Below are 17671 nucleotides of genomic sequence, written 5' to 3' on the forward strand. Positions count from 1 at the left end.
CGGGCGAAAGATTAAGGGAGTGTTAGCGATGATGTTGCGCGGAAAATGGCTGGTCACCGGTCTGCTGATGGCGGCCATACCGCTCGCCGGGTGTCGCGACCAGCCCGAGGCCAAGTCCGACCTGGCGCCTATCGACGACGAGCTCGCGAGCGGCGATCCCGCGATCAAGGGCGCGCTCGAAGACAAGATCATGGTCGATCCGAAGTTAACGGGCCAGGCCAACCGCAACGCTGCGGGCCCCGGCAACCGCCCCGTCGATGGCGGCGTCCCCGGACTTGCGGGTGGCAAGGCAGCGACCGCCGCCGAAGCCGCCGCGGCGCTCAAGGCAGGGAAGCTGCTCGCGGCGCCGAAGGCGCTCCCGCTCGAGGCCGGCTGCGACGGATGCGAGGCACCGGCGCGCCCGGTCACCATCGGCGCTCTCGCGCGCGACCAGCAAAAGGGCGGCTGCGATGCGAAGCTGACCTATGGCAACGGTTGGGCGAACCGCCTGCCCGCGGCGTTCAAACTCTATCCGCGCGCGACGCTGCGCGAGGCGGCGGGTGTGGACGGCGGCAAATGCAATCTTCGCGTCGTCAATTTCCAGACCGCTGCGTCGATGCAGGCGGTCCTCGATTATTATCACACCATGGCGATCCGCGCGGGCTATACGAGTGACCACCGCGTCAACGGCAATGAACATATGCTCGGTGGCACCAAGGGCGATCTTGCCTATGTTCTGATGCTGCGCCGCGACGGCGGCATGACCGACGTCGATCTGGTCGCATCCGGCGGCAAATAGCTAGATCGAAACGCAAAAGGCCCCGGGGAGCGATCCCCGGGGCCTTTTTCATGCGTAAGCTGAGGTGGCGTCAGACCTTGTCGCCAAGCGCGCCCTTGACCTCACCTTTCAGATTCTGGGCTTCGCCCTTGCGTTCCTGCGCTTCGCCTTCGGCGCGCAGGCGTTCATTGTCGGTCGCCTTGCCGATGGCCTGCTTGGTGTTGCCGGCGGCTTCGTTGGCGAGGCCTTTGGCTTTGTCGGTCAGTTCACCCATGGAATTTCTCCTTGTTCAAGGGACAGAGGCCGTGCGACCTCATGTCCCGACAACGAGCGACCTACCCATTATGTTGCGATTTTTGCGACTAACCGCTTGTCGTGAAATAGTTTTTTGTCGGGAACGTTGGCGGATGGCGACGCGTTTTATGTCAGATAAGGCCCGCCAGAGGGCTCGACGGGTCGGCATAGCGGCGCTGACCCATCCGCCCCGACAGATAGGCATCGCGGCCCGCCTCAACCGCCAGCTTCATCGCGCGCGCCATACGCACGGGGTCTTTTGCCTCGGCAATCGCCGTGTTCATCAACACCCCGTCGCAGCCGAGCTCCATCGCCACCGCGGCGTCGCTCGCGGTGCCGACGCCCGCGTCGACCAGCACCGGCACCGACGCGCCCTCGACGATCAGGCGGATCGTCACGCGGTTCTGGATGCCCAGCCCCGACCCGATCGGCGCGCCCAGCGGCATGATCGCGACAGCACCCGCATCCTCCAGCTGCTTCGCCGCGATCGGGTCATCGACGCAATAGACCATCGGCAGGAAGCCTTCCTTGGCGAGGGCTTCGGTCGCCTCCAGCGTCTCGCGCATGTTAGGGTAAAGCGTTTTTGCCTCGCCCAGCACCTCGAGCTTCACCAGATCCCAACCGCCCGCCTCGCGCGCCAGCCGCAGCGTGCGGATCGCGTCGTCGGCGTTGAAGCAGCCCGCAGTGTTGGGCAGGTAGGTGATCTTCTTCGGATCGATATAATCGGTCAGCATCGGCGCGGAGGGGTCCGACACATTGACGCGGCGCACCGCGACGGTGACGATCTCGGCCCCCGACGCCGCGACCGCAGCGGCATTCTGTTCGAAATCCTTATATTTGCCGGTGCCGACAATCAGGCGTGACGCAAATGTCCGCCCCGCAACGCTCCAAGTGTCGGTCAACAACCGCCTCCCACAAAATGAACAATCTCCAGCGCATCGCCCTCGGCGAGCGCGACGTCGGCAAGCGTCGAGCGCGGCACGATCGCGCGGTTGCGCTCGACCGCAACCTTCTTCACATCGAGCCCCAGCGACGCGACGAGATCGGCGATGCTGCCCTCGCGCACCTGCCGCGCTTCGCCGTTAAGAATGACCGAAATCACGTCGGTGTCCGCCTTACTTTGCCTTTTGCCGAGCAGCCCATATAGGGGGAGCGCGCATCGTAGCAACCGAAAGCCAAGCCTTTGCCCGACCTTCCTACCGTCTTCGTCCTATCCGGACCCAATCTCAATCTGCTCGGCACGCGCGAGCCCGAAATCTATGGCACCGACACGCTGAACGACATCCATGCGCGGTTGGAGACGCAGGCAGCGGAACTGGGGCTGCGGCTCGAATGCCGCCAGACGAACCACGAGGGCGTGCTGATCGACTGGCTGCACGAGGCCTATATCGCGGGCGCCAAGGCGGTGCTGCTGAACGCAGGCGGCTACACACACACCTCGATCGCGATTCACGATGCGATCAAGTCGATCAAGGTGCCGGTGATCGAGGTTCATCTGTCCGACCCGATGCAGCGCGAGGCATTCCGGCACGTCAGCTATGTCGGCATGGCGGCGGTCGCCCATTTTGCCGGGCATGGTGCCAACAGCTATACGCTGGCGCTGGACGCCGCCGCCCGTCTCTGACAATAGGGCGCATCAAAAAACGGGGTCAGGCGCCCGGATCGCGGCGCCGTAACAACAGGAATATTCTCATGGCTGACCATAAAGACCATGGCATCAACATCGATCCGGCGTTCGTGCGCGCGCTTGCCGAGCTGCTCGACGACACGCAGCTTTCGGAAATCGAGGTCGAGGACGGCGATCGCAAGGTGCGCGTCGCGCGCACGCTGACCGCGGCCGCGCCCGTCACCTACGCACCGCCGCCGGCCGCGGCCGCCCCCGCTGCCACCCCGGCCGCTCCGGCTGCCGCGCCCGCAGCGGCTGCGCCCGTCGCCGACAGCTTTGCGGACGCCGTAAAGTCGCCGATGGTCGGCACCGTCTATCTGGCGCCCGAACCCGGCGCGCCGAATTTCGCCGCGATCGGCTCTGCCGTGAAGGCCGGCGACACGATCCTGATTATCGAGGCGATGAAGGTGATGAACCCGATCGTCGCGCCGGCAGCGGGTACGCTGACCGCTGTGCATGTCGAAAACAGCCAGCCGGTCGAGTTCGACCAGCCGCTGTTTACCCTGGCCTGAGTGCGTCGATGACGATCGAAAAGCTCCTGATCGCCAACCGCGGCGAGATCGCGCTGCGCATCCACCGCGCGTGCCATGAAATGGGCATCAAGACCGTCGCGGTCCATTCGACCGCCGACACCGATGCGATGCACGTTCGCCTTGCCGACGAAGCCGTCTGCATCGGCCCGCCCGCAGCGAAGGACAGCTATCTCAACATCCCCGCAATCATCTCGGCCGCCGAGATAACCGGCGCCGACGCGATCCATCCGGGCTATGGTTTCCTGTCCGAAAACGAGCGTTTCGCCGAGATCATCGAAGCGCATGACATGGTCTTCGTCGGCCCGAAACCCGAGCATATCCGGACGATGGGCGACAAGGTCGAGGCAAAGCGCACCGCGGTCGCGCTGGGTCTTCCTGTCGTTCCCGGCTCGCCCGGCGCGGTGACGTTCGGCGAAGAGACCAAACGGCTCGCGAGGGAAATCGGCTATCCGGTGCTCATCAAGGCGGCGTCGGGCGGCGGAGGGCGCGGCATGAAAGTCGTGCCCGATGAAGACAGCCTCGAAAGCCTGATGGGTCAGGCCTCATCCGAAGCGGCGGCCGCCTTTGGCGACCCCACCGTCTACATGGAAAAATATCTCGGCAATCCGCGCCACATCGAATTTCAGGTGTTCGGCGACGGCAAGGGCAATGCCATCCATCTGGGCGAACGCGACTGCTCGCTCCAGCGCCGCCACCAGAAAGTGCTCGAGGAAGCCCCCTCGCCGATCATTTCGGCAGAGGAACGCGCGCGCATGGGCAAGGTGTGCGCCGATGCGATGGCCGCGATGAGCTATCGCGGCGCGGGGACGATCGAGTTTCTGTGGGAAAATGGCGAATTCTTCTTCATCGAGATGAACACGCGCATTCAGGTCGAACATCCGGTGACCGAAATGATCACCGGTTTCGACCTGGTCCGCGAACAGATCCGCATCGCCGGCGGCGCCGACCTGTCGGTCAAGCAGGACGAGCTCGAGTTCCGCGGCCATTCGATCGAATGCCGCATCAATGCGGAGGATCCGCGCACCTTCCTTCCCTCGCCCGGCAAGGTCACCGCCTACCATCCCGCGGGCGGGATGCATGTGCGCGTCGATAGCGGGCTTTACGCGGGATATTCGATCCCGCCCTACTACGACAGCATGATCGGCAAGCTGATCGTCTATGGCCGCAGCCGCGAAAGCTGCATGATGCGGATGCGCCGCGCGCTCGAGGAAATGGTGATCGCGGGGGTCAAAACGAACATTCCGCTGCACCAGGCACTGCTCGCCGACCCCGACGTCATCAACGGCGATTATACAATCAAATGGCTGGAGGAATGGCTCGCGAAGCAGGGAGAGGAAGCCGGGGCCTAACCGCGTCGGCGCCATATTTTTCGTCATGCTGCGCCCTTCGACTGGCTCAGGACAGGCTTGATCCGGCACCCACCCCGCACCGTCGTCATGGCTCCAGGATCAAGTCCGGCTTGGCCAAGCGGGCGATGCGCCGAGCTGTGCTCCGCTTCACTTTCGCTGCGCCGGTTTTTTGGCTATGGCCTTGGCCATGGTCAAAAATGCCCCTTTTCCGGCGCGTCCCGCCGCGATGCTTTTCCTCCCGCTGGCGTTGCTTGCGGCCCCTTCCTTCGCGCAGACGAATGTGAAGGAAGATTCGGTCGTCCTTCAGCCCGACAAGGTGACCGACGACGCGCCCGTCGTTGCCGTGCAGATGGAAATGCCGAGCTGGTCGGAGGAAAACGCGACCGCGCTTCTAAGCTTTATCGAAAAGGTCGGCGACGAGGGGCTTTTCGCCAAGGACTATAGCCCCGACGCGCTCGCCGCCGCGATCCTCGCGAACGATCAGGCAAAGCTCGACAAGCTGGCGACCGACACGTTTCTGCTGCTCGCGACGCATTTGCGCGACGGGCGCACGCCCAATGCGGCGCGCAAACAATGGTTCATGACCGACAGCGATGGCGAGAGCGAGCCGCTGCTTTCCTTGCTGACCGCCGCGCTCGGCGCGGGCACGGTGCCCGAAACGCTCGCGAGCCTGAACCCCGTCCACCCCGACTTCACGGCGCTCAAGACGTCGCTGAAAAAGGCAAAGGCGACCGCCGATGCGAATGCGATCCGCGTCAATATGGAGCGCTGGCGCTGGATGCCGCGCGACCTTGGCGAACGCTATGTCGTCAGCAATGTGCCCGAATATCTGACCCGCGTCGTCCATGGCGGCACCGTGATCGCAACGCATAAGGCCGTCGTCGGCAAACCGTCGACCGCAACGCCGCAGCTAAACCCGATGGCGACCGGGATCATCGTCAACCCGAACTGGACGCTGCCGCGCAGCATCATCAACGAGGGGATCGGCGCGACAATCGCACGCAATCCCGCTTCGGCGCGCGCGCAGGGTTATACCTGGACCGGCAGCGGCAAGACGCTGTCGGTCGTTCAGAAGCCGGGTCCGAACAACGCGCTCGGCGTGATGAAGATGGAAATGCTCAACGACCATGCCATCTATCTGCACGATACGCCGTCGAAGGGCGCGTTCAACGCCGCGGCACGCGCGTTCAGCCACGGCTGTATCCGCACCGAACGCGCGCTGCACTTTTCGGGCCTGATGGCGGTCATGTTCGCAGGCAAAAGCCCCGAAGAATTCGGCGAAGCGATCGCGAGCGGCAAGACGACGCGCTTCGGCTTCGATCAGCCCTTCCCCGTCTATGTCGCTTATTGGACCGTCGTTCCCGACGGCAAGGGCGGCGTGAAAAAGCTGGCCGACCTTTACGGCCGCGATGCGCCGGTGGTGGCGAGCTTCGCCAAGCCCGGCCGCCCGACCGCCACGATCATCGCGCCGGTGCCGCCGCCGGTCGTCCCCACGATCGAAACGACGACGCGGGTAACGACACCGGGGACCAGCGGGATTTATTGAGCCGCGGCGGTTTACGGTCGATAATTGCCGTCGCCCCCGCGAAGGCGGGGGCCGCTGTCGGTTTACGCAGCGACGCGGGGAAAGGTCGACAGCGACCCCCGCCTTCGCGGGGGCGACGGTTAATTGGACTGTCCGCTTACCATCCCACCGACGCTTCGATCAATCCGCGGTCGTCGGCATCTTGCCTCTGAACGTGCTGGCGCGCCGCAGATTTTCCATCCCCGGCAGCGGATCGGTCGGCGGCAACTGGAACGGCGTCGGCATCGGCGGCGGCACGCTCAGCCGGTCGGCGAAGAGCAGCCGCCCCGGTCCCAGCTTGTAGAGGATCATCGGCAACAATTCCTCGCCGAACACGAAACAGCCCTCGCTCCGCCCGAGCTTGCCCTGCGTCGCGATCAGCGACGGGTCGGCATACCAGGCGCCATGGACGACGATCGCGCGCACATCGGCGTTGTTGTTGTCGGGCTCCAGCCCCGCCAGCCGCATCGACGATCCGTTGGCGCCCCAATAATAGTCGCTGGTGCGATAGGCTCCGCGCGAAGTGGCGAGGCTGCCGACGCGGTTCGAGAAGCTCTTGAGCCAGCCATCATGTTGCGGGTCGGACCCGCGCCCGTGCGTGACGGGAAACATATCGACTTTGCCCGCGACCATATCGACCAGCGCAAAACGCGGGCGCGACGACGGGAGCCCGAAATCGACCACTCCGACGCGGTCAGCTTGCGGAATATTGCGGCCTTGCATCGCGAGCTGCTTCCGCGCCACGGCAAGATAATCGACCGGGGGCGGCAATGGCGCCACCGGCTGCTGTATCCAGTTTGGAAGCTGCGCACGCGCGGGTACGGCAGCCAGTGCCCCCGCTCCCGCGAGTCCCGCCAGCATCGCCCTGCGATCAATCAGTTCATTCACGTAAACAGCAACCCCGCATTGGCCGCCTTTGACGGTCCCTCGACTTCCAATAAGTCGTGTTTCCGCAGCGAAAGGCAAGCTGGTGGTTCCCCTTCATGCGGGCAAATGTGCCATATATGCCATGAATGGCGGGTTTACGCTGCGATAAGGCGGCGTTAGGACGCTGAGCGATGAAAGCAACGATCTGGCATAACCCCGCCTGCGGCACCTCGCGCAAGACGCTGGCGATCCTCGAAGAGACGCCCGGCGTCGACCTGACGGTCGTCGAATATCTCAAAAATCCCTATGACGCGGCCAAGCTGCGCCAGCTGTTCGCCGACGCCGGACTTGCCCCGCGCGAGGCGCTGCGGCTGCGTGGCACCGACGCCGCCGAGCGCGGCCTGCCCGATGCCGATCCGGATATGATCATCGCGGAAATGGCGACGAATCCCGCCTATGTCGAGCGTCCCTTCGTCGAAACTGAAAAGGGCGTGCGGCTGTGCCGACCGCAGGACAAGGTTTACGAAATCCTCTGACCGTCGGTCAGAGCAAAGCCTCGATCGCTTCCGCGAGCTTCGCGTCGCGCTCCGAAAGCCCGTCGGCATCGTGCGTTGTCAGCAATATGTCGACGCGATTATAGACGTTCGACCATTCGGGGTGGTGGTCCATCTTTTCGGCGATGATCGCGACGCTCGCCATAAAGCCGAACGCTTGCGCAAAATCGTCGAACTGGAACCGGCGGGTGATCGCGTCGCGCGAGGGTTCATGCGTCCATTCGGGAAAACGGGCGAGCAGCGCGCTTCGCTGGGCGTCGCCGAGTTTCTGCAGCATATTGTTTCTCCCGCTGGTCAATATCGAGCCCGGGCCATAAGGAAGAGCGCGATGAGCGACAAGAGCAGCCTTCTCCCCGGATGGACCGGCGCCGCCCCCGATGCCGACGCGCTGTTCGCGATGGCCGAAGCCGCGCTGGCGACAATGCCCGCCGTGTTTCTGCCGCATATTCAGGGCGTGGTGATCGCGATCGAAGAATTCGCCGAAGACGATATATTGAAATCGCTCGACATCGAGCATCCCTATGACCTGACCGGCCTGTACGAAGGGCGCCCGCTCACCGAGCGCAGCATTGGCGAAAGCGGCGGCATGCCTGATCGGGTGACACTGTACCGCATCCCCATCCTTGTCGAATGGGTCGAGACCGGTGAGAAACTGGAATGGCTGGTGCGCCATGTGCTGATCCACGAGATCGGCCATCATTTCGGCTTTTCCGACGACGACATGCACGCACTCGAGGATATGGCGTGACCGAGCTTTTGCGGATCGACCAGCTGGCCTGTATCCGCGGTGACCGGCTGCTGTTCGAAAATCTGTCGCTGACGCTCAACCGCGGCGATGCCTTGTGGCTACGCGGCCCCAATGGCGTCGGCAAATCGAGCCTGATCCGCCTTGCCGCGGGGCTGCTGCGCCCCGCCGCGGGTACCGTCGAACGCCGCGAGCGCGTTGCGCTGATCGACGATGCGGCCGCGCTCGACGCCGAGCTGCCGCTGCGCCGCGCGCTCGATTTCTGGGCGCGGGTCGATACGGTCGACGGGCATGCGGTCGACCGCGCAATGGACGCGATGGCGCTCAACAATCTGGCCGGCGTGCCGGTGGCGATGCTCTCGACCGGACAGCGCAAGCGCGCCGCGATGGTGCGGGTGGTCGCAAGCGGCGCGCCGATCTGGCTGCTCGACGAGCCCGCGAACGGCATGGACGACGCGGCGCAGGCCCGCCTCGTCGCGGCGATTGCGGCGCACCGCGCAAACGGCGGCGCTGTGCTGCTGGCGTCGCATTTCGCGCTGGAGGTGGCGGATCTGGCCGACCTGGATATGGGGGCGTTGGCATGAGGGCCCGTCCGTCATTGCGAGCGAAGCGAAGCAATCTCCAGCCATCGGCCTCGCGCAATCTTGTGAGCATGAGATCGTCGCTTCGCGTCGCTCCTCGCAATGACGGTGAGGTAAAGTGACCGCGCTCATCGCCTTGTTCTGGCGTGACCTGCGCCGCGCGTGGGGCAGCGGGGCGCTGTGGCTGCCCGTTCTGTTCTTCCTGCTCGTCGCAACCGCCTTCCCCTTCGCGGTCGGGCCCGACGCGCCCCTGCTGCGCCGTGCGGGCGGCGGGATGATATGGGTCGCGGCGCTGCTTGCCGCATTGCTGCCCATCGACCGGCTGGTGCGGCCCGACCGCGATGCAGGCGTCCTCGACCAGCTCGCGGTGCGCGGATTTGCCGACGAGGTGATCGCGGCGGTGAAGATCGGCGCGCACGCCATCGGTTTCGGTTTGCCCCTGCTGATCGCCCTCCTCCCCGCCGCCGCGCTGCTGGCGCAGAACGCCGCGCGCATCGAACTGCTCGCCACCAGCATCGCCATCGCTACCCCTGCCCTCGCCTCGCTCGCGGTGCTGAGCGCGGCGCTGACCGCGAACCACAAGGGCGGCAGCGCGATCGGCGGGCTGCTCATCCTACCGCTCGCCGTGCCGCTGCTGATCTTCGGCGCCGGGATGCTCGACCCGTCGGGCCGCGGCGCGATCAAGCTGCTTGCCGCGACGAGCCTGCTGCTCACCGTCATCGGCCCGTTCGCGGCAGGCGCGGCGCTACGGGGACTGCGCGAATGACGCGCCAGTCGCTCGCGCATATCGCGCTGGTCGTGCGCGACTATGACGAGGCGATCGACTTTTATGTCGGGACGCTCGGCTTCACGCTGGTCGCCGACGAATATCAGCCGGCACAAGACAAGCGCTGGGTGCTGGTGGCCCCGCCGGGCAATCCCGAAGGCGGGGCGACCATTCTGCTGGCGCGGGCGGCGAATGAGGAACAGGCGGCGTTCATCGGCAACCAGTCCGGCGGGCGCGTCTTCCTGTTCCTGCAAACCGACGATTTTGCCCGCGATTATCAGCGCCTGCTCGATAAAGCCGTGCGGATCGAGCGCGAGCCGCTGGAAGCCGATTATGGCACGGTCGCCGTTTTCCTCGACCTCTACGGCAACAAGTGGGATTTGATCGAGTTTCGCCAGCGGGGATGACGGCTTGCGACCGAAACCAGTCGTCGCCCCCGCGAAGGCGGGGGCCGCCGTCGGTTTACGCAGCGACGCAGGAAAAGGCCGATTGCGGCCCCCGCCTTCGCGGGGGCGACGGTCAATTTGAACGGCAGGTAACCAACCCAAAGTCCCCACAAGAAAAGGGCCGGAGTTTCCCCCGGCCCTTCCCTAAATCAGTGCTGATCGAAATCAGGCGCCGGTGAGTTCGGCCGTATCGACCTTCACGCCGGGACCCATCGACGACGACAGCGCGACCTTGCGGACATATTTGCCCTTGGCACCGGCCGGCTTCGCCTTGACGATCGCATCGACGAAGGCGTCGAAGTTCTGGCGGAGCTTTTCCTCGCCGAACGACAGCTTGCCGAGGCCGGCGTGGATGATGCCGACCTTTTCGACGCGGAATTCGATCTGACCCCCCTTGGCGGCCTTCACGGCTTCGGCGACGTTCGGGGTCACGGTGCCCAGCTTCGGGTTCGGCATCAGGCCCTTCGGACCCAGCGTCTTGCCGAGGCGGCCGACGATGCCCATCATGTCCGGCGTCGCGATGACGCGGCCATAGTCGAGGTTACCCGCGAGCATGTCTTCCATCAGGTCTTCGGCACCGACCTTGTCGGCGCCGGCGGCCAGCGCCTTTTCGGCATTGTCACCGCGCGCGAACACGGCAACCTTGACGTCCTTGCCGGTCCCGGCGGGCAGCGTGACGACGCCGCGGACCATCTGGTCGGCGTGGCGCGGATCGACGCCCAGGTTCATCGCGATTTCCAGCGTTTCGTCGAACTTGGCCGAGGCCAGGTCACGCACCAGCTTGATCGCTTCATCGACGCCGTGCAGTTTCAGCGCATCGACCTTGCCCTCAAGGGCCTTCTGCTTCTTGGTCAGCTTGGCCATGTTCAGCCCTCCGTCACTTCGAGGCCCATCGAGCGCGCGCTGCCCTCGATGATCTTCGTCGCCTGTTCCAGATCGTTCGCGTTGAGATCCTTCATCTTGATCTCGGCGATTTCGGTCAGTTTCGAACGGGCGATCTTGCCGCCGCTGATCTTGCCGGGCTCCTTCGAACCCGACTTCAGGTTCGCGGCCTTCTTGATCAGATAGGTTGCCGGGGGCGTCTTGGTGACAAAGGAAAAGCTCTTGTCGGCATAAACGGTGATGATCGTCGGCGTCGGCGTGCCCTTGTCCATGCCGTCGGTCGCGGCGTTGAACGCCTTGCAGAATTCCATGATGTTGACGCCGCGCTGGCCCAGCGCCGGCCCGAGCGGCGGCGAGGGGTTGGCGGTACCGGCGGGCACCTGCAGCTTGATATAGCCGCTGATTTTCTTGGCCATGATGGCCTCCTTTCTTTCTGTCGCCCCGAACCTTGATCCGGAGCTCAAAATAAGCGGTCAAGCAGAGGGCATCACCCCTCCTCCCGCGCGGAATCGCAACCGTATCTGATGCGAAGCGGCGCGCTTAAGCGCAAACGCCGCGAAAAACAAGCCTTATGCGTCGGCCGCGGGCGGCGTGATACGCAACAACCCTTCCTGCATGGCGGAGGCGATCAGCGTGCCGTCCTGGCGATAGACCAAGCCGCGGTTGATGCCGCGGCTGCCGCCCGTCCAGTCGCTGTCCATGACATAGACGAACCACTCATCGACGCAAATATCGTCGTGAAACCACATCGCATGATCAAGGCTGGTCGAAAACAGCCCCGGCGTCGACCAGGTGAAGCCGTGCGGTAGGAGCGACGAGGACAAGAGTCCCATGTCCGACGCATAGGCAAGGAAGGCGCGATGGAGCAGCGGATCATCGCCCGTCGGCGCCGTAAGCCGATACCATTGATAATGCGCCGTCGCCTTTTCGGTCGACGGCGGCCGGACGCTGCGGATCTCGAACGGGCGCAGCCGGGCCATACGGTCGAGCTGGGCGTCGCTGACATTGGGGTCGGCGGCCATATTCTCGACGAATTCGGTGCATTGCTCGGGCGGGAGCAGGTCGGGCATCGGCGCCTGATGCGTCACCCCGGGCTCGGGCGCATGGAACGAAGCGGTGAGGTTGAAGATCACCTTGCCATCCTGTCGCACCACGACGCGGCGATTGGCGAAGCTGCGCCCGTCGAAATCGCGGTGGACACGGAAATGCAGCGGCTTGGCCTCGTCGCCGCCGCGCAGGAAATAGGCGTGGAGCGAATGCGCCGCCTTGCCCGAATCGACGGTGCGCGCCGCGGCGACAAGCGCCTGCGCGATCACCTGTCCGCCGAAAATGCGCTGACGCGCCGGCTTGACGAAAGCAGGAAAAGTGAACTCGTCCTCCAGCCCGGGCACGGGTTCGAGGTCGAACAGCCGCGTCACCGCCGCGACGACCTTTTCGGGTGAAAAGGCGGCCTGAATTTCGCGCGCGCGGTCGATGCGCGCCTGTATCGCTTCGGGAGAAAGGGAATTCATAAGACGGCCTGCCCCTTATCCGTCGCCCCCGCGAAGACGGGGGCCGCTGTCGGCGTGGCGCAAGGCGGCCGACGACCCCCGCCTTCGCGGGGGCGACCGTTACTTCATCCGCTCGACCTGCTCGAAATCGAGCTCGACCGGGGTCGCGCGACCGAAGATCGAAACGCTGACCTTGACGCGCGCCTTGTCGAAGTCGAGTTCCTCGACGACGCCGTTGAAGCTTGCGAACGGGCCTTCGAGCACCTTGACCTGATCGCCGATTTCATAATCGACGCGGATTTCGGTCTTCGGACGCGCCGCGGCCTCTTCCTTGCTGTTCAGGATGCGCGCGGCCTCGGCCTCGCTGATCGCCTGCGGCTTGCCCGACGATCCCAGGAAACCCGTGACCTTCGGCGTGTTCTTGACGAGGTGATAGACATCGTCGGTCATCGTCAGCTTGGCGAGAACGTAACCGGGGAAGAATTTCCGCTCGGCCTGCACCTTCTTGCCGCGCTTCACTTCGGTGACGGTTTCGACGGGAACCTCGACGGCCTCGACGAAGTCGGTCAGGCCCATGCGCTCGGCCTCGGCGAGCACCGAATCGCGAACCTTGTTCTCGAAACCCGAATAGGCGTGAATGATGTACCAGCGCGCCATGTGTGTCCGTATCCTGTCCCTGAAAGCCGCGGGCGTTAGCGCGCGAGCGACGTCAGCCAGCTGACGATCGCGTTGAAAACCGTGTCGACGCCGAGGAAGAAGAGCGACAGGATCGTCGCCATGATCAGCACCAGGATCGTCGTCTGCACCGTTTCGCGGCCTGTCGGCCAGACGATCTTGCCGGATTCGGTCTTCACCTGATTGACGAATTCGCCGATTTTGACTTTCGCCATGTCCGTTCAATCCTCGTAAGCGTCAAAGTTCCCGGCCAGATGGGTTGCCGCGCCCGGCGCGTCAAGCGCGCTTTGGGCAATAGTCCGCCCACCCTCCCCGAGCATGTCGGCGAAAGGCGGAAAGAAACGGCGCAACTGTCCGAATGAAAGCGGCCTTTACTGGTGCGGCGCAGCGATTGCAAGCGCGCGGTGGGGATGAATGGAGCCGGGAACGGGCGACATCTGCAACGCCATATTGGGATCAAAAAAGATGTCCGGTCTTCGATCACGATCTGGCCCCGGGCGCGCACCAAGGCCATTTTTCGGTTAAGGGTGATTCCAAAAAGGGAATTTGAGAGCTGTCAAACACCAGTGTTTCCTCTGGGACGAGAAAAATTGCGCAGCCGATTTGGGGTGCGCCCCTTCTTCGGGTTTCGACAGGAAATCTCTTCACTCCTCAACCAGTCCCTGCTTTGCGTAGCCGACTGCAAGTCTGGTCAGTTCGGCTTCCAAATTGCACGTTGCCCACGCTTCGTTTCCACTGGAGCAATGCGCGTGAACGACTGCTTGTACTGACCTCTCGATAATGACCGCCGCAAAGCGGGGGGAGCAATCCGGAGCTAGCTCTGCATTTCGCGCGGTGAGGTAGTTGGCCAACTTATCGGTCACGTAAACGGTGGCCATCGTCATCAACTCGGAGTTGGCTTCTGCCAGCCAACTCGACGACAGGATTCTGTGCAGCCGGGGATCTACGCGACGCACGTCCGCCGCCATGCGGACGAAGCGACGCAACCCGGTCCCAAGCGGGATATCGCCGTCCGCGAGCGCGAGATCGGTAGCGGTCATGATCGCGTCCACATGCCTAGAGATCAACGCCGAGACGAGCGCATCCTTGTCGGGGAAATATTGATAGAGGGAACCGATGCTCACCCCTGCCCTCGCCGCGATGCGGGTTGTGGTAGCCGCCTCGTATCCGTCCTGAATCAAAACCTGAGCGCAGGCCTCGATGAGTGTCGCCACAGTCGATATCGAGCGCTGCTGGCGTGGCTCTTTTCTTTGTCTTTCAACTGCTTGCATGAATCGCCATGAGTCCTTGTGGAAACGCGAATGGATTAAAGCTGAGAAATTATTCACATTTCATAGCCGCTAAACGGTCGATGGAGAAGGATGTGAACAATAGAATAGCCTTGGTGACAGGCGCGTCGTCGGGAGCCGGGCGGGCGATAGCCCTACACCTGCACAAGCGTGGTTTCATCGTATATGGGACGAGCCGGGGCGAGGTGCGACCCGATCCGTTCAAGATGCTGCAGCTGGATGTCCGGATAGACGCGTCCGTCGAGGCGGCCATCTCTACCGTCCTTGAGCGGGAAGGTCGAATTGACCTTCTCGTGAACAACGCCGGCGTGGTCCTTGTCGCCGGGGTCGAGGAGACGTCGCCAGCGAATGTGCTCGAGATGCTCGATGTGAATGCGCTCGGCGCGTTCCGAATGATGCGGGCGGTGCTGCCCGGCATGCGCCGCCGCAACAGCGGGCACATCATTAACGTGAGCTCGTTGTCGGGTGTGATCGGCTACCCGTACCTGTCGGCCTACGCGGCGAGCAAGCACGCTCTCGAGGCGATCTCCGAGTGCCTCAGGTTCGAACTCTTTGATACTGACGTCCGCGTTAGCATCGTCCAGCCCGACGGTATGAGAACCGGGATATCGTTCGCCGCACCGGCGAGCGACCATCCCGTGGTCGGCCCTCGCCGCCGCGCCCTGCTCGCACGCCTTGAGCACGCCACCACGGATGGCGGCACCGATCCCGCAGCGCTCGCCCGGAAGGTTTGGGAACTGGTCGAGAGTGCGGAACCCGCGCTCCGCACGCCTTTGGGCTTGGGAGCGGAGCGGCTGATCATGGCGAAGCACTCGCTTTCGCCGACGGAGTTCGAGAAGTTGATTGTGGACGATGTTCATGCTGGATCGTGAGACGATCTGCGGCGATCGAAGCCATGTCGTGCCCTTCAGTTCAAGTATCTCGAATGTCCAGGGGCTGCATAGCCCAGCGATATTGGGATGTTATCGCGGCGGAAATTCTCACGCCCACGTCGGCGTGATCCGGATCACCAACGAGAGTGCGGCCGACATGTGGGAGCGTCATGACGATGGCGATGAGCTTCTGTTCATCGTCGAGGGCCGGATGATAATGACGGTCCGTGAGCAGGGCGGCGAGGTCGCCCTCGAGGCGGGAGCCGGGGACCTGCTTTTCATCGCCCGGGGCGCAGGACATACTGCACAGGTCCTTAGCGATGAGGTTCGCCTGGCCTTCCTGTCACCGGTGCGCGGTACGACGGTGTGGAACGAGCGACATCGGTCTCCTGCCGCGACTTGAGGGGCTCACGAACCCGATCGATATTTCACGCCCCGACAATTTGTCGCCGGATGGCACGCTCTGAAGGTACCGGCTATCGGCCGGCCTATATTCTTCTCGCGGCCGAACGCGACGAGCCGATAAAATCGTAGAATACGGAATGTTCGGAAACCCGATTATCATGGGACGCGTGTGGCAAGATGCTGGAGCGGGTAGCGGGAATCGAACCCGCCTAGCTAGCTTGGAAGGCTAGAGCATTACCACTATGCTATACCCGCTCACCCAAGGTCGGCGGCGATTGCCATTTTGCCCCGGCTTCGTCAAGCGGTCCGTACAGTGCGCCATTGAGAACATTCTGGCAACATGGTAAGGATGCGCCGTGGATGACGGCGAATCCCATTACCCCGACGACCGCGCGGACCCGCCCCGGGTGCGCAAGATCATCCATGTCGACATGGACGCCTTTTATGCGTCGGTCGAGCAGCGCGACGATCCGGCGCTGCGCGGATTGCCTGTCGCGGTCGGCGGGTCGTCCCGGCGGGGCGTCGTCGCGGCGGCGAGTTATGAGGCGCGCAGGTTCGGCGTGCGATCGGCGATGCCCAGCGTCACCGCGAAGCGCCAGTGCCCTGCCCTCATTTTCGTGCCGCCGCGCTTCGAAGTCTATCGCGAGGTATCGCATCAGATCCGCGCGATCTTTCGCGACTATGCCGACGAGGTCGAACCGCTGTCGCTCGACGAGGCCTATCTCGACGTCAGCGCCGACAGGGCGGGGCTCGGCAGCGCGACCGCGACCGCGCGGTTGATCCGCCGTCGCATCCGCGAAGAGACCGGCCTCACCGCCTCGGCGGGCGTCTCGTACAACAAGTTCATCGCCAAGCTGGCGTCGGACCAGAACAAGCCCGATGGGCTGACCGTCATTCCGCCGGGCAAGGGCGCGGCCTTTGTGCAGACGCTGTCGATCCGCCGCTTCCACGGCATCGGCCCGGTGACCGCGGCGAAGATGGAGGGGCTCGGCATCTTTTCGGGCGCCGACCTTGCCGCCAAAGAGCCGATGTGGCTGGCGGAGCATTTCGGCAACAGCGCCGAATGGCTCTATAACCTCGCGCGCGGGATCGACCATCGCCGGGTCAAGTCGAACCGGCCGCTCAAATCGCTGGGCGGCGAACGCACCTTCTTCAACGACTTGGTCACCGACACCGAAATCCGTGAGGCGCTCGCGCATGTCTGCACCGTGGTGTGGGACCGCGCGGCGAAGAAGGGCGCGCGCGGGCGCACGGTGACGCTGAAACTGCGCTACGCCGATTTTCGCACGATCACTCGCGCGAAATCGGTGCCTTCGCCGATCCTTGACGGCGCCAGCCTGCTCGCCGCGGTCGAAGCAATCCTCGCACCGCTACTCCCAACCGAACAGGGCATCCGCCTGCTCGGCGTGACCTTGAGCAAGTTTGAGGGCGAGGAAGAAGAGGATGAAGTCCCCGCCCCCGCCGACCTGCTCAGCCTTATTTAGCGAGCGCGGGCGCGAAGCGCCGCATCGCCGCCTTCATTTTGGGCGACATCGCCTGATAGGAACAGCGGATCAGCGGCTCGTCGGACACCTGAATCTCTTCGCGAAAGGGCGCGCCAACGCGATACAGCGCGCGGTCGGGGCCCGTCTCCTTGAGGCGCGAGTAGCCCGCACCGTCATAACCGCCGAATTGCATCTGGGTAAAGCCACCTGCGACAGTGCGTGTCTGCGTAATCGACTGTAGTTCGGCCGCGGGGCCGAGATTACCTGTTGGCCCGTAATAATAGACCGAACCCCAGCGCTTGCCGTCAAAGATATAACCATAGCGCGCCGTCGCGCATTTCTGGTTGTCGTTGGTCCAGAACCCCGCCGCGATCGGCAATTTGATCGCCGACTGTGCCATCGCCGGCGCACTGCTCGCCAGCACCGCCATTACTATTATCCATCCGCGCATC

At 63.9% G+C, this 17671-nt stretch carries 25 protein-coding genes and 1 tRNA gene; 13 read left to right on the top strand and 13 right to left on the bottom strand.

From position 1 onward, the window contains the following. Window positions 1–28 precede the first annotated feature (28 nt). A complete protein-coding gene (locus tag VSX77_RS00360; protein ID WP_338425698.1) occupies window positions 29–778 on the top strand; it encodes a hypothetical protein in 750 nt (249 codons plus the stop codon). A 70-nt stretch (window positions 779–848) separates the two neighbouring features. Here VSX77_RS00360 and VSX77_RS00365 read toward each other — a convergent pair whose 3' ends face one another. From VSX77_RS00365 to thiS, 3 genes are all read right to left on the bottom strand, one after another. Then, window positions 849–1031 (bottom strand): CsbD family protein, encoded by a 183-nt coding sequence (locus VSX77_RS00365; RefSeq protein WP_338425699.1) that lies wholly within the window; start codon window positions 1029–1031, stop codon window positions 849–851. 151 nt (window positions 1032–1182) lie between these two features. Then, entirely contained in the window at window positions 1183–1953 is a 771-nt protein-coding gene (locus VSX77_RS00370; protein WP_338425700.1) for a thiazole synthase, read from the bottom strand. Continuing rightward, window positions 1950–2153: a sulfur carrier protein ThiS gene (gene thiS, locus VSX77_RS00375; RefSeq protein WP_338425701.1), complete on the bottom strand. Its 204-nt coding sequence runs from the start codon at window positions 2151–2153 to the stop codon at window positions 1950–1952. Before thiS ends, VSX77_RS00370 begins: the two co-directional genes overlap by 4 nt. Before the next feature lie 81 nt (window positions 2154–2234). Here thiS and VSX77_RS00380 point away from each other — a divergent pair, with 81 nt between their 5' ends. The 4 genes from VSX77_RS00380 (at window position 2235) to VSX77_RS00395 (ending at window position 6145) form a co-directional block, all read left to right on the top strand. Then, window positions 2235–2675, top strand: coding sequence for a type II 3-dehydroquinate dehydratase (locus VSX77_RS00380; protein WP_338425702.1), 441 nt, complete (start codon window positions 2235–2237; stop codon window positions 2673–2675). A 68-nt stretch (window positions 2676–2743) separates the two neighbouring features. Continuing rightward, window positions 2744–3229: an acetyl-CoA carboxylase biotin carboxyl carrier protein gene (accB, locus tag VSX77_RS00385; RefSeq protein WP_338425703.1), complete on the top strand. Its 486-nt coding sequence runs from the start codon at window positions 2744–2746 to the stop codon at window positions 3227–3229. Between the two features lie 8 nt (window positions 3230–3237). Next, window positions 3238–4599, top strand: coding sequence for an acetyl-CoA carboxylase biotin carboxylase subunit (gene accC, locus VSX77_RS00390; RefSeq protein WP_338425704.1), 1362 nt, complete (start codon window positions 3238–3240; stop codon window positions 4597–4599). A gap of 187 nt (window positions 4600–4786) precedes the next feature. Then, window positions 4787–6145, top strand: a complete 1359-nt coding sequence (locus tag VSX77_RS00395; protein WP_338425705.1) for a L,D-transpeptidase family protein — start codon at window positions 4787–4789, stop codon at window positions 6143–6145. A 159-nt stretch (window positions 6146–6304) separates the two neighbouring features. On the opposite strand, the gene VSX77_RS00400 is transcribed toward VSX77_RS00395, so the two are convergent. Further along, window positions 6305–7051: a murein L,D-transpeptidase catalytic domain family protein gene (locus VSX77_RS00400; protein ID WP_338425706.1), complete on the bottom strand. Its 747-nt coding sequence runs from the start codon at window positions 7049–7051 to the stop codon at window positions 6305–6307. A gap of 170 nt (window positions 7052–7221) precedes the next feature. On the opposite strand from VSX77_RS00400, the gene VSX77_RS00405 reads away from it, so the two are divergent. After that, the gene (locus VSX77_RS00405) at window positions 7222–7566 is read left to right on the top strand and encodes an arsenate reductase family protein (protein ID WP_338425707.1); all 345 of its coding nucleotides are present in this window, start codon (window positions 7222–7224) and stop codon (window positions 7564–7566) included. A gap of 7 nt (window positions 7567–7573) precedes the next feature. Here VSX77_RS00405 and VSX77_RS00410 read toward each other — a convergent pair whose 3' ends face one another. Continuing rightward, window positions 7574–7861 (bottom strand): 4a-hydroxytetrahydrobiopterin dehydratase, encoded by a 288-nt coding sequence (locus VSX77_RS00410; RefSeq protein ID WP_338425708.1) that lies wholly within the window; start codon window positions 7859–7861, stop codon window positions 7574–7576. A 51-nt stretch (window positions 7862–7912) separates the two neighbouring features. Between VSX77_RS00410 and VSX77_RS00415 the strand changes: the two genes are divergently transcribed. The 4 genes from VSX77_RS00415 (at window position 7913) to VSX77_RS00430 (ending at window position 10083) form a co-directional block, all read left to right on the top strand. Further along, window positions 7913–8332, top strand: coding sequence for a metallopeptidase family protein (locus VSX77_RS00415; protein ID WP_338425709.1), 420 nt, complete (start codon window positions 7913–7915; stop codon window positions 8330–8332). Further along, a complete protein-coding gene (ccmA, locus tag VSX77_RS00420; RefSeq protein WP_338425710.1) occupies window positions 8329–8913 on the top strand; it encodes a heme ABC exporter ATP-binding protein CcmA in 585 nt (194 codons plus the stop codon). The genes VSX77_RS00415 and ccmA overlap by 4 nt, the downstream gene beginning before the upstream one ends. Window positions 8914–9028: 115 nt before the next feature. After that, window positions 9029–9676, top strand: coding sequence for a heme exporter protein CcmB (locus VSX77_RS00425; protein WP_338425711.1), 648 nt, complete (start codon window positions 9029–9031; stop codon window positions 9674–9676). Then, the gene (locus tag VSX77_RS00430) at window positions 9673–10083 is read left to right on the top strand and encodes a VOC family protein (protein ID WP_338425712.1); all 411 of its coding nucleotides are present in this window, start codon (window positions 9673–9675) and stop codon (window positions 10081–10083) included. The genes VSX77_RS00425 and VSX77_RS00430 overlap by 4 nt, the downstream gene beginning before the upstream one ends. Before the next feature lie 204 nt (window positions 10084–10287). Here the strand turns inward: VSX77_RS00430 and rplA are convergent, their stop codons facing one another. The 6 genes from rplA to VSX77_RS00460 all read right to left on the bottom strand — a co-directional run bounded on the left by rplA (window position 10288) and on the right by VSX77_RS00460 (window position 14440). Next, window positions 10288–10986 carry a 50S ribosomal protein L1 gene (gene rplA / locus VSX77_RS00435; protein WP_338425713.1) on the bottom strand — a complete coding sequence of 233 codons (699 nt, stop codon included), beginning with the start codon at window positions 10984–10986 and terminating at the stop codon, window positions 10288–10290. Between the two features lie 2 nt (window positions 10987–10988). Continuing rightward, window positions 10989–11420 carry a 50S ribosomal protein L11 gene (rplK, locus tag VSX77_RS00440; protein WP_136173998.1) on the bottom strand — a complete coding sequence of 144 codons (432 nt, stop codon included), beginning with the start codon at window positions 11418–11420 and terminating at the stop codon, window positions 10989–10991. A gap of 153 nt (window positions 11421–11573) precedes the next feature. Further along, complete coding sequence (locus VSX77_RS00445) at window positions 11574–12515, bottom strand: acyl-CoA thioesterase (RefSeq protein WP_338425714.1); 942 nt, start codon at window positions 12513–12515, stop codon at window positions 11574–11576. A gap of 99 nt (window positions 12516–12614) precedes the next feature. Further along, window positions 12615–13151, bottom strand: a complete 537-nt coding sequence (gene nusG / locus VSX77_RS00450) for a transcription termination/antitermination protein NusG (RefSeq protein ID WP_011541737.1) — start codon at window positions 13149–13151, stop codon at window positions 12615–12617. Between the two features lie 35 nt (window positions 13152–13186). Beyond that, entirely contained in the window at window positions 13187–13384 is a 198-nt protein-coding gene (gene secE / locus VSX77_RS00455; RefSeq protein ID WP_338425715.1) for a preprotein translocase subunit SecE, read from the bottom strand. Window positions 13385–13813: 429 nt separating this feature from the next. Next, complete coding sequence (locus tag VSX77_RS00460; RefSeq protein WP_338425716.1) at window positions 13814–14440, bottom strand: TetR/AcrR family transcriptional regulator; 627 nt, start codon at window positions 14438–14440, stop codon at window positions 13814–13816. A gap of 92 nt (window positions 14441–14532) precedes the next feature. Here VSX77_RS00460 and VSX77_RS00465 point away from each other — a divergent pair, with 92 nt between their 5' ends. Both VSX77_RS00465 and VSX77_RS00470 read left to right on the top strand, forming a co-directional pair. Continuing rightward, complete coding sequence (locus tag VSX77_RS00465) at window positions 14533–15330, top strand: SDR family oxidoreductase (protein ID WP_338425717.1); 798 nt, start codon at window positions 14533–14535, stop codon at window positions 15328–15330. Further along, window positions 15311–15733 carry a cupin domain-containing protein gene (locus VSX77_RS00470; protein ID WP_338425718.1) on the top strand — a complete coding sequence of 141 codons (423 nt, stop codon included), beginning with the start codon at window positions 15311–15313 and terminating at the stop codon, window positions 15731–15733. The genes VSX77_RS00465 and VSX77_RS00470 overlap by 20 nt, the downstream gene beginning before the upstream one ends. A 183-nt stretch (window positions 15734–15916) precedes the next feature. Here VSX77_RS00470 and VSX77_RS00475 read toward each other — a convergent pair. Further along, window positions 15917–15990: transfer RNA gene (locus VSX77_RS00475), tRNA-Gly, on the bottom strand. Window positions 15991–16091: 101 nt separating this feature from the next. Here VSX77_RS00475 and dinB point away from each other — a divergent pair. Further along, window positions 16092–17219 carry a DNA polymerase IV gene (dinB, locus tag VSX77_RS00480; protein WP_338425719.1) on the top strand — a complete coding sequence of 376 codons (1128 nt, stop codon included), beginning with the start codon at window positions 16092–16094 and terminating at the stop codon, window positions 17217–17219. On the opposite strand, the gene VSX77_RS00485 is transcribed toward dinB, so the two are convergent. Beyond that, window positions 17212–17649, bottom strand: coding sequence for a hypothetical protein (locus VSX77_RS00485; RefSeq protein WP_338425720.1), 438 nt, complete (start codon window positions 17647–17649; stop codon window positions 17212–17214). The two genes, dinB and VSX77_RS00485, sit on opposite strands and share 8 nt — an antisense overlap. Between the last annotated feature and the right edge of the window lie 22 nt (window positions 17650–17671).

It is taken from the genome of Sphingopyxis sp. TUF1 (assembly GCF_036687315.1).
Taxonomy (GTDB): Bacteria; Pseudomonadota; Alphaproteobacteria; order Sphingomonadales; family Sphingomonadaceae; genus Sphingopyxis; species Sphingopyxis kveilinensis.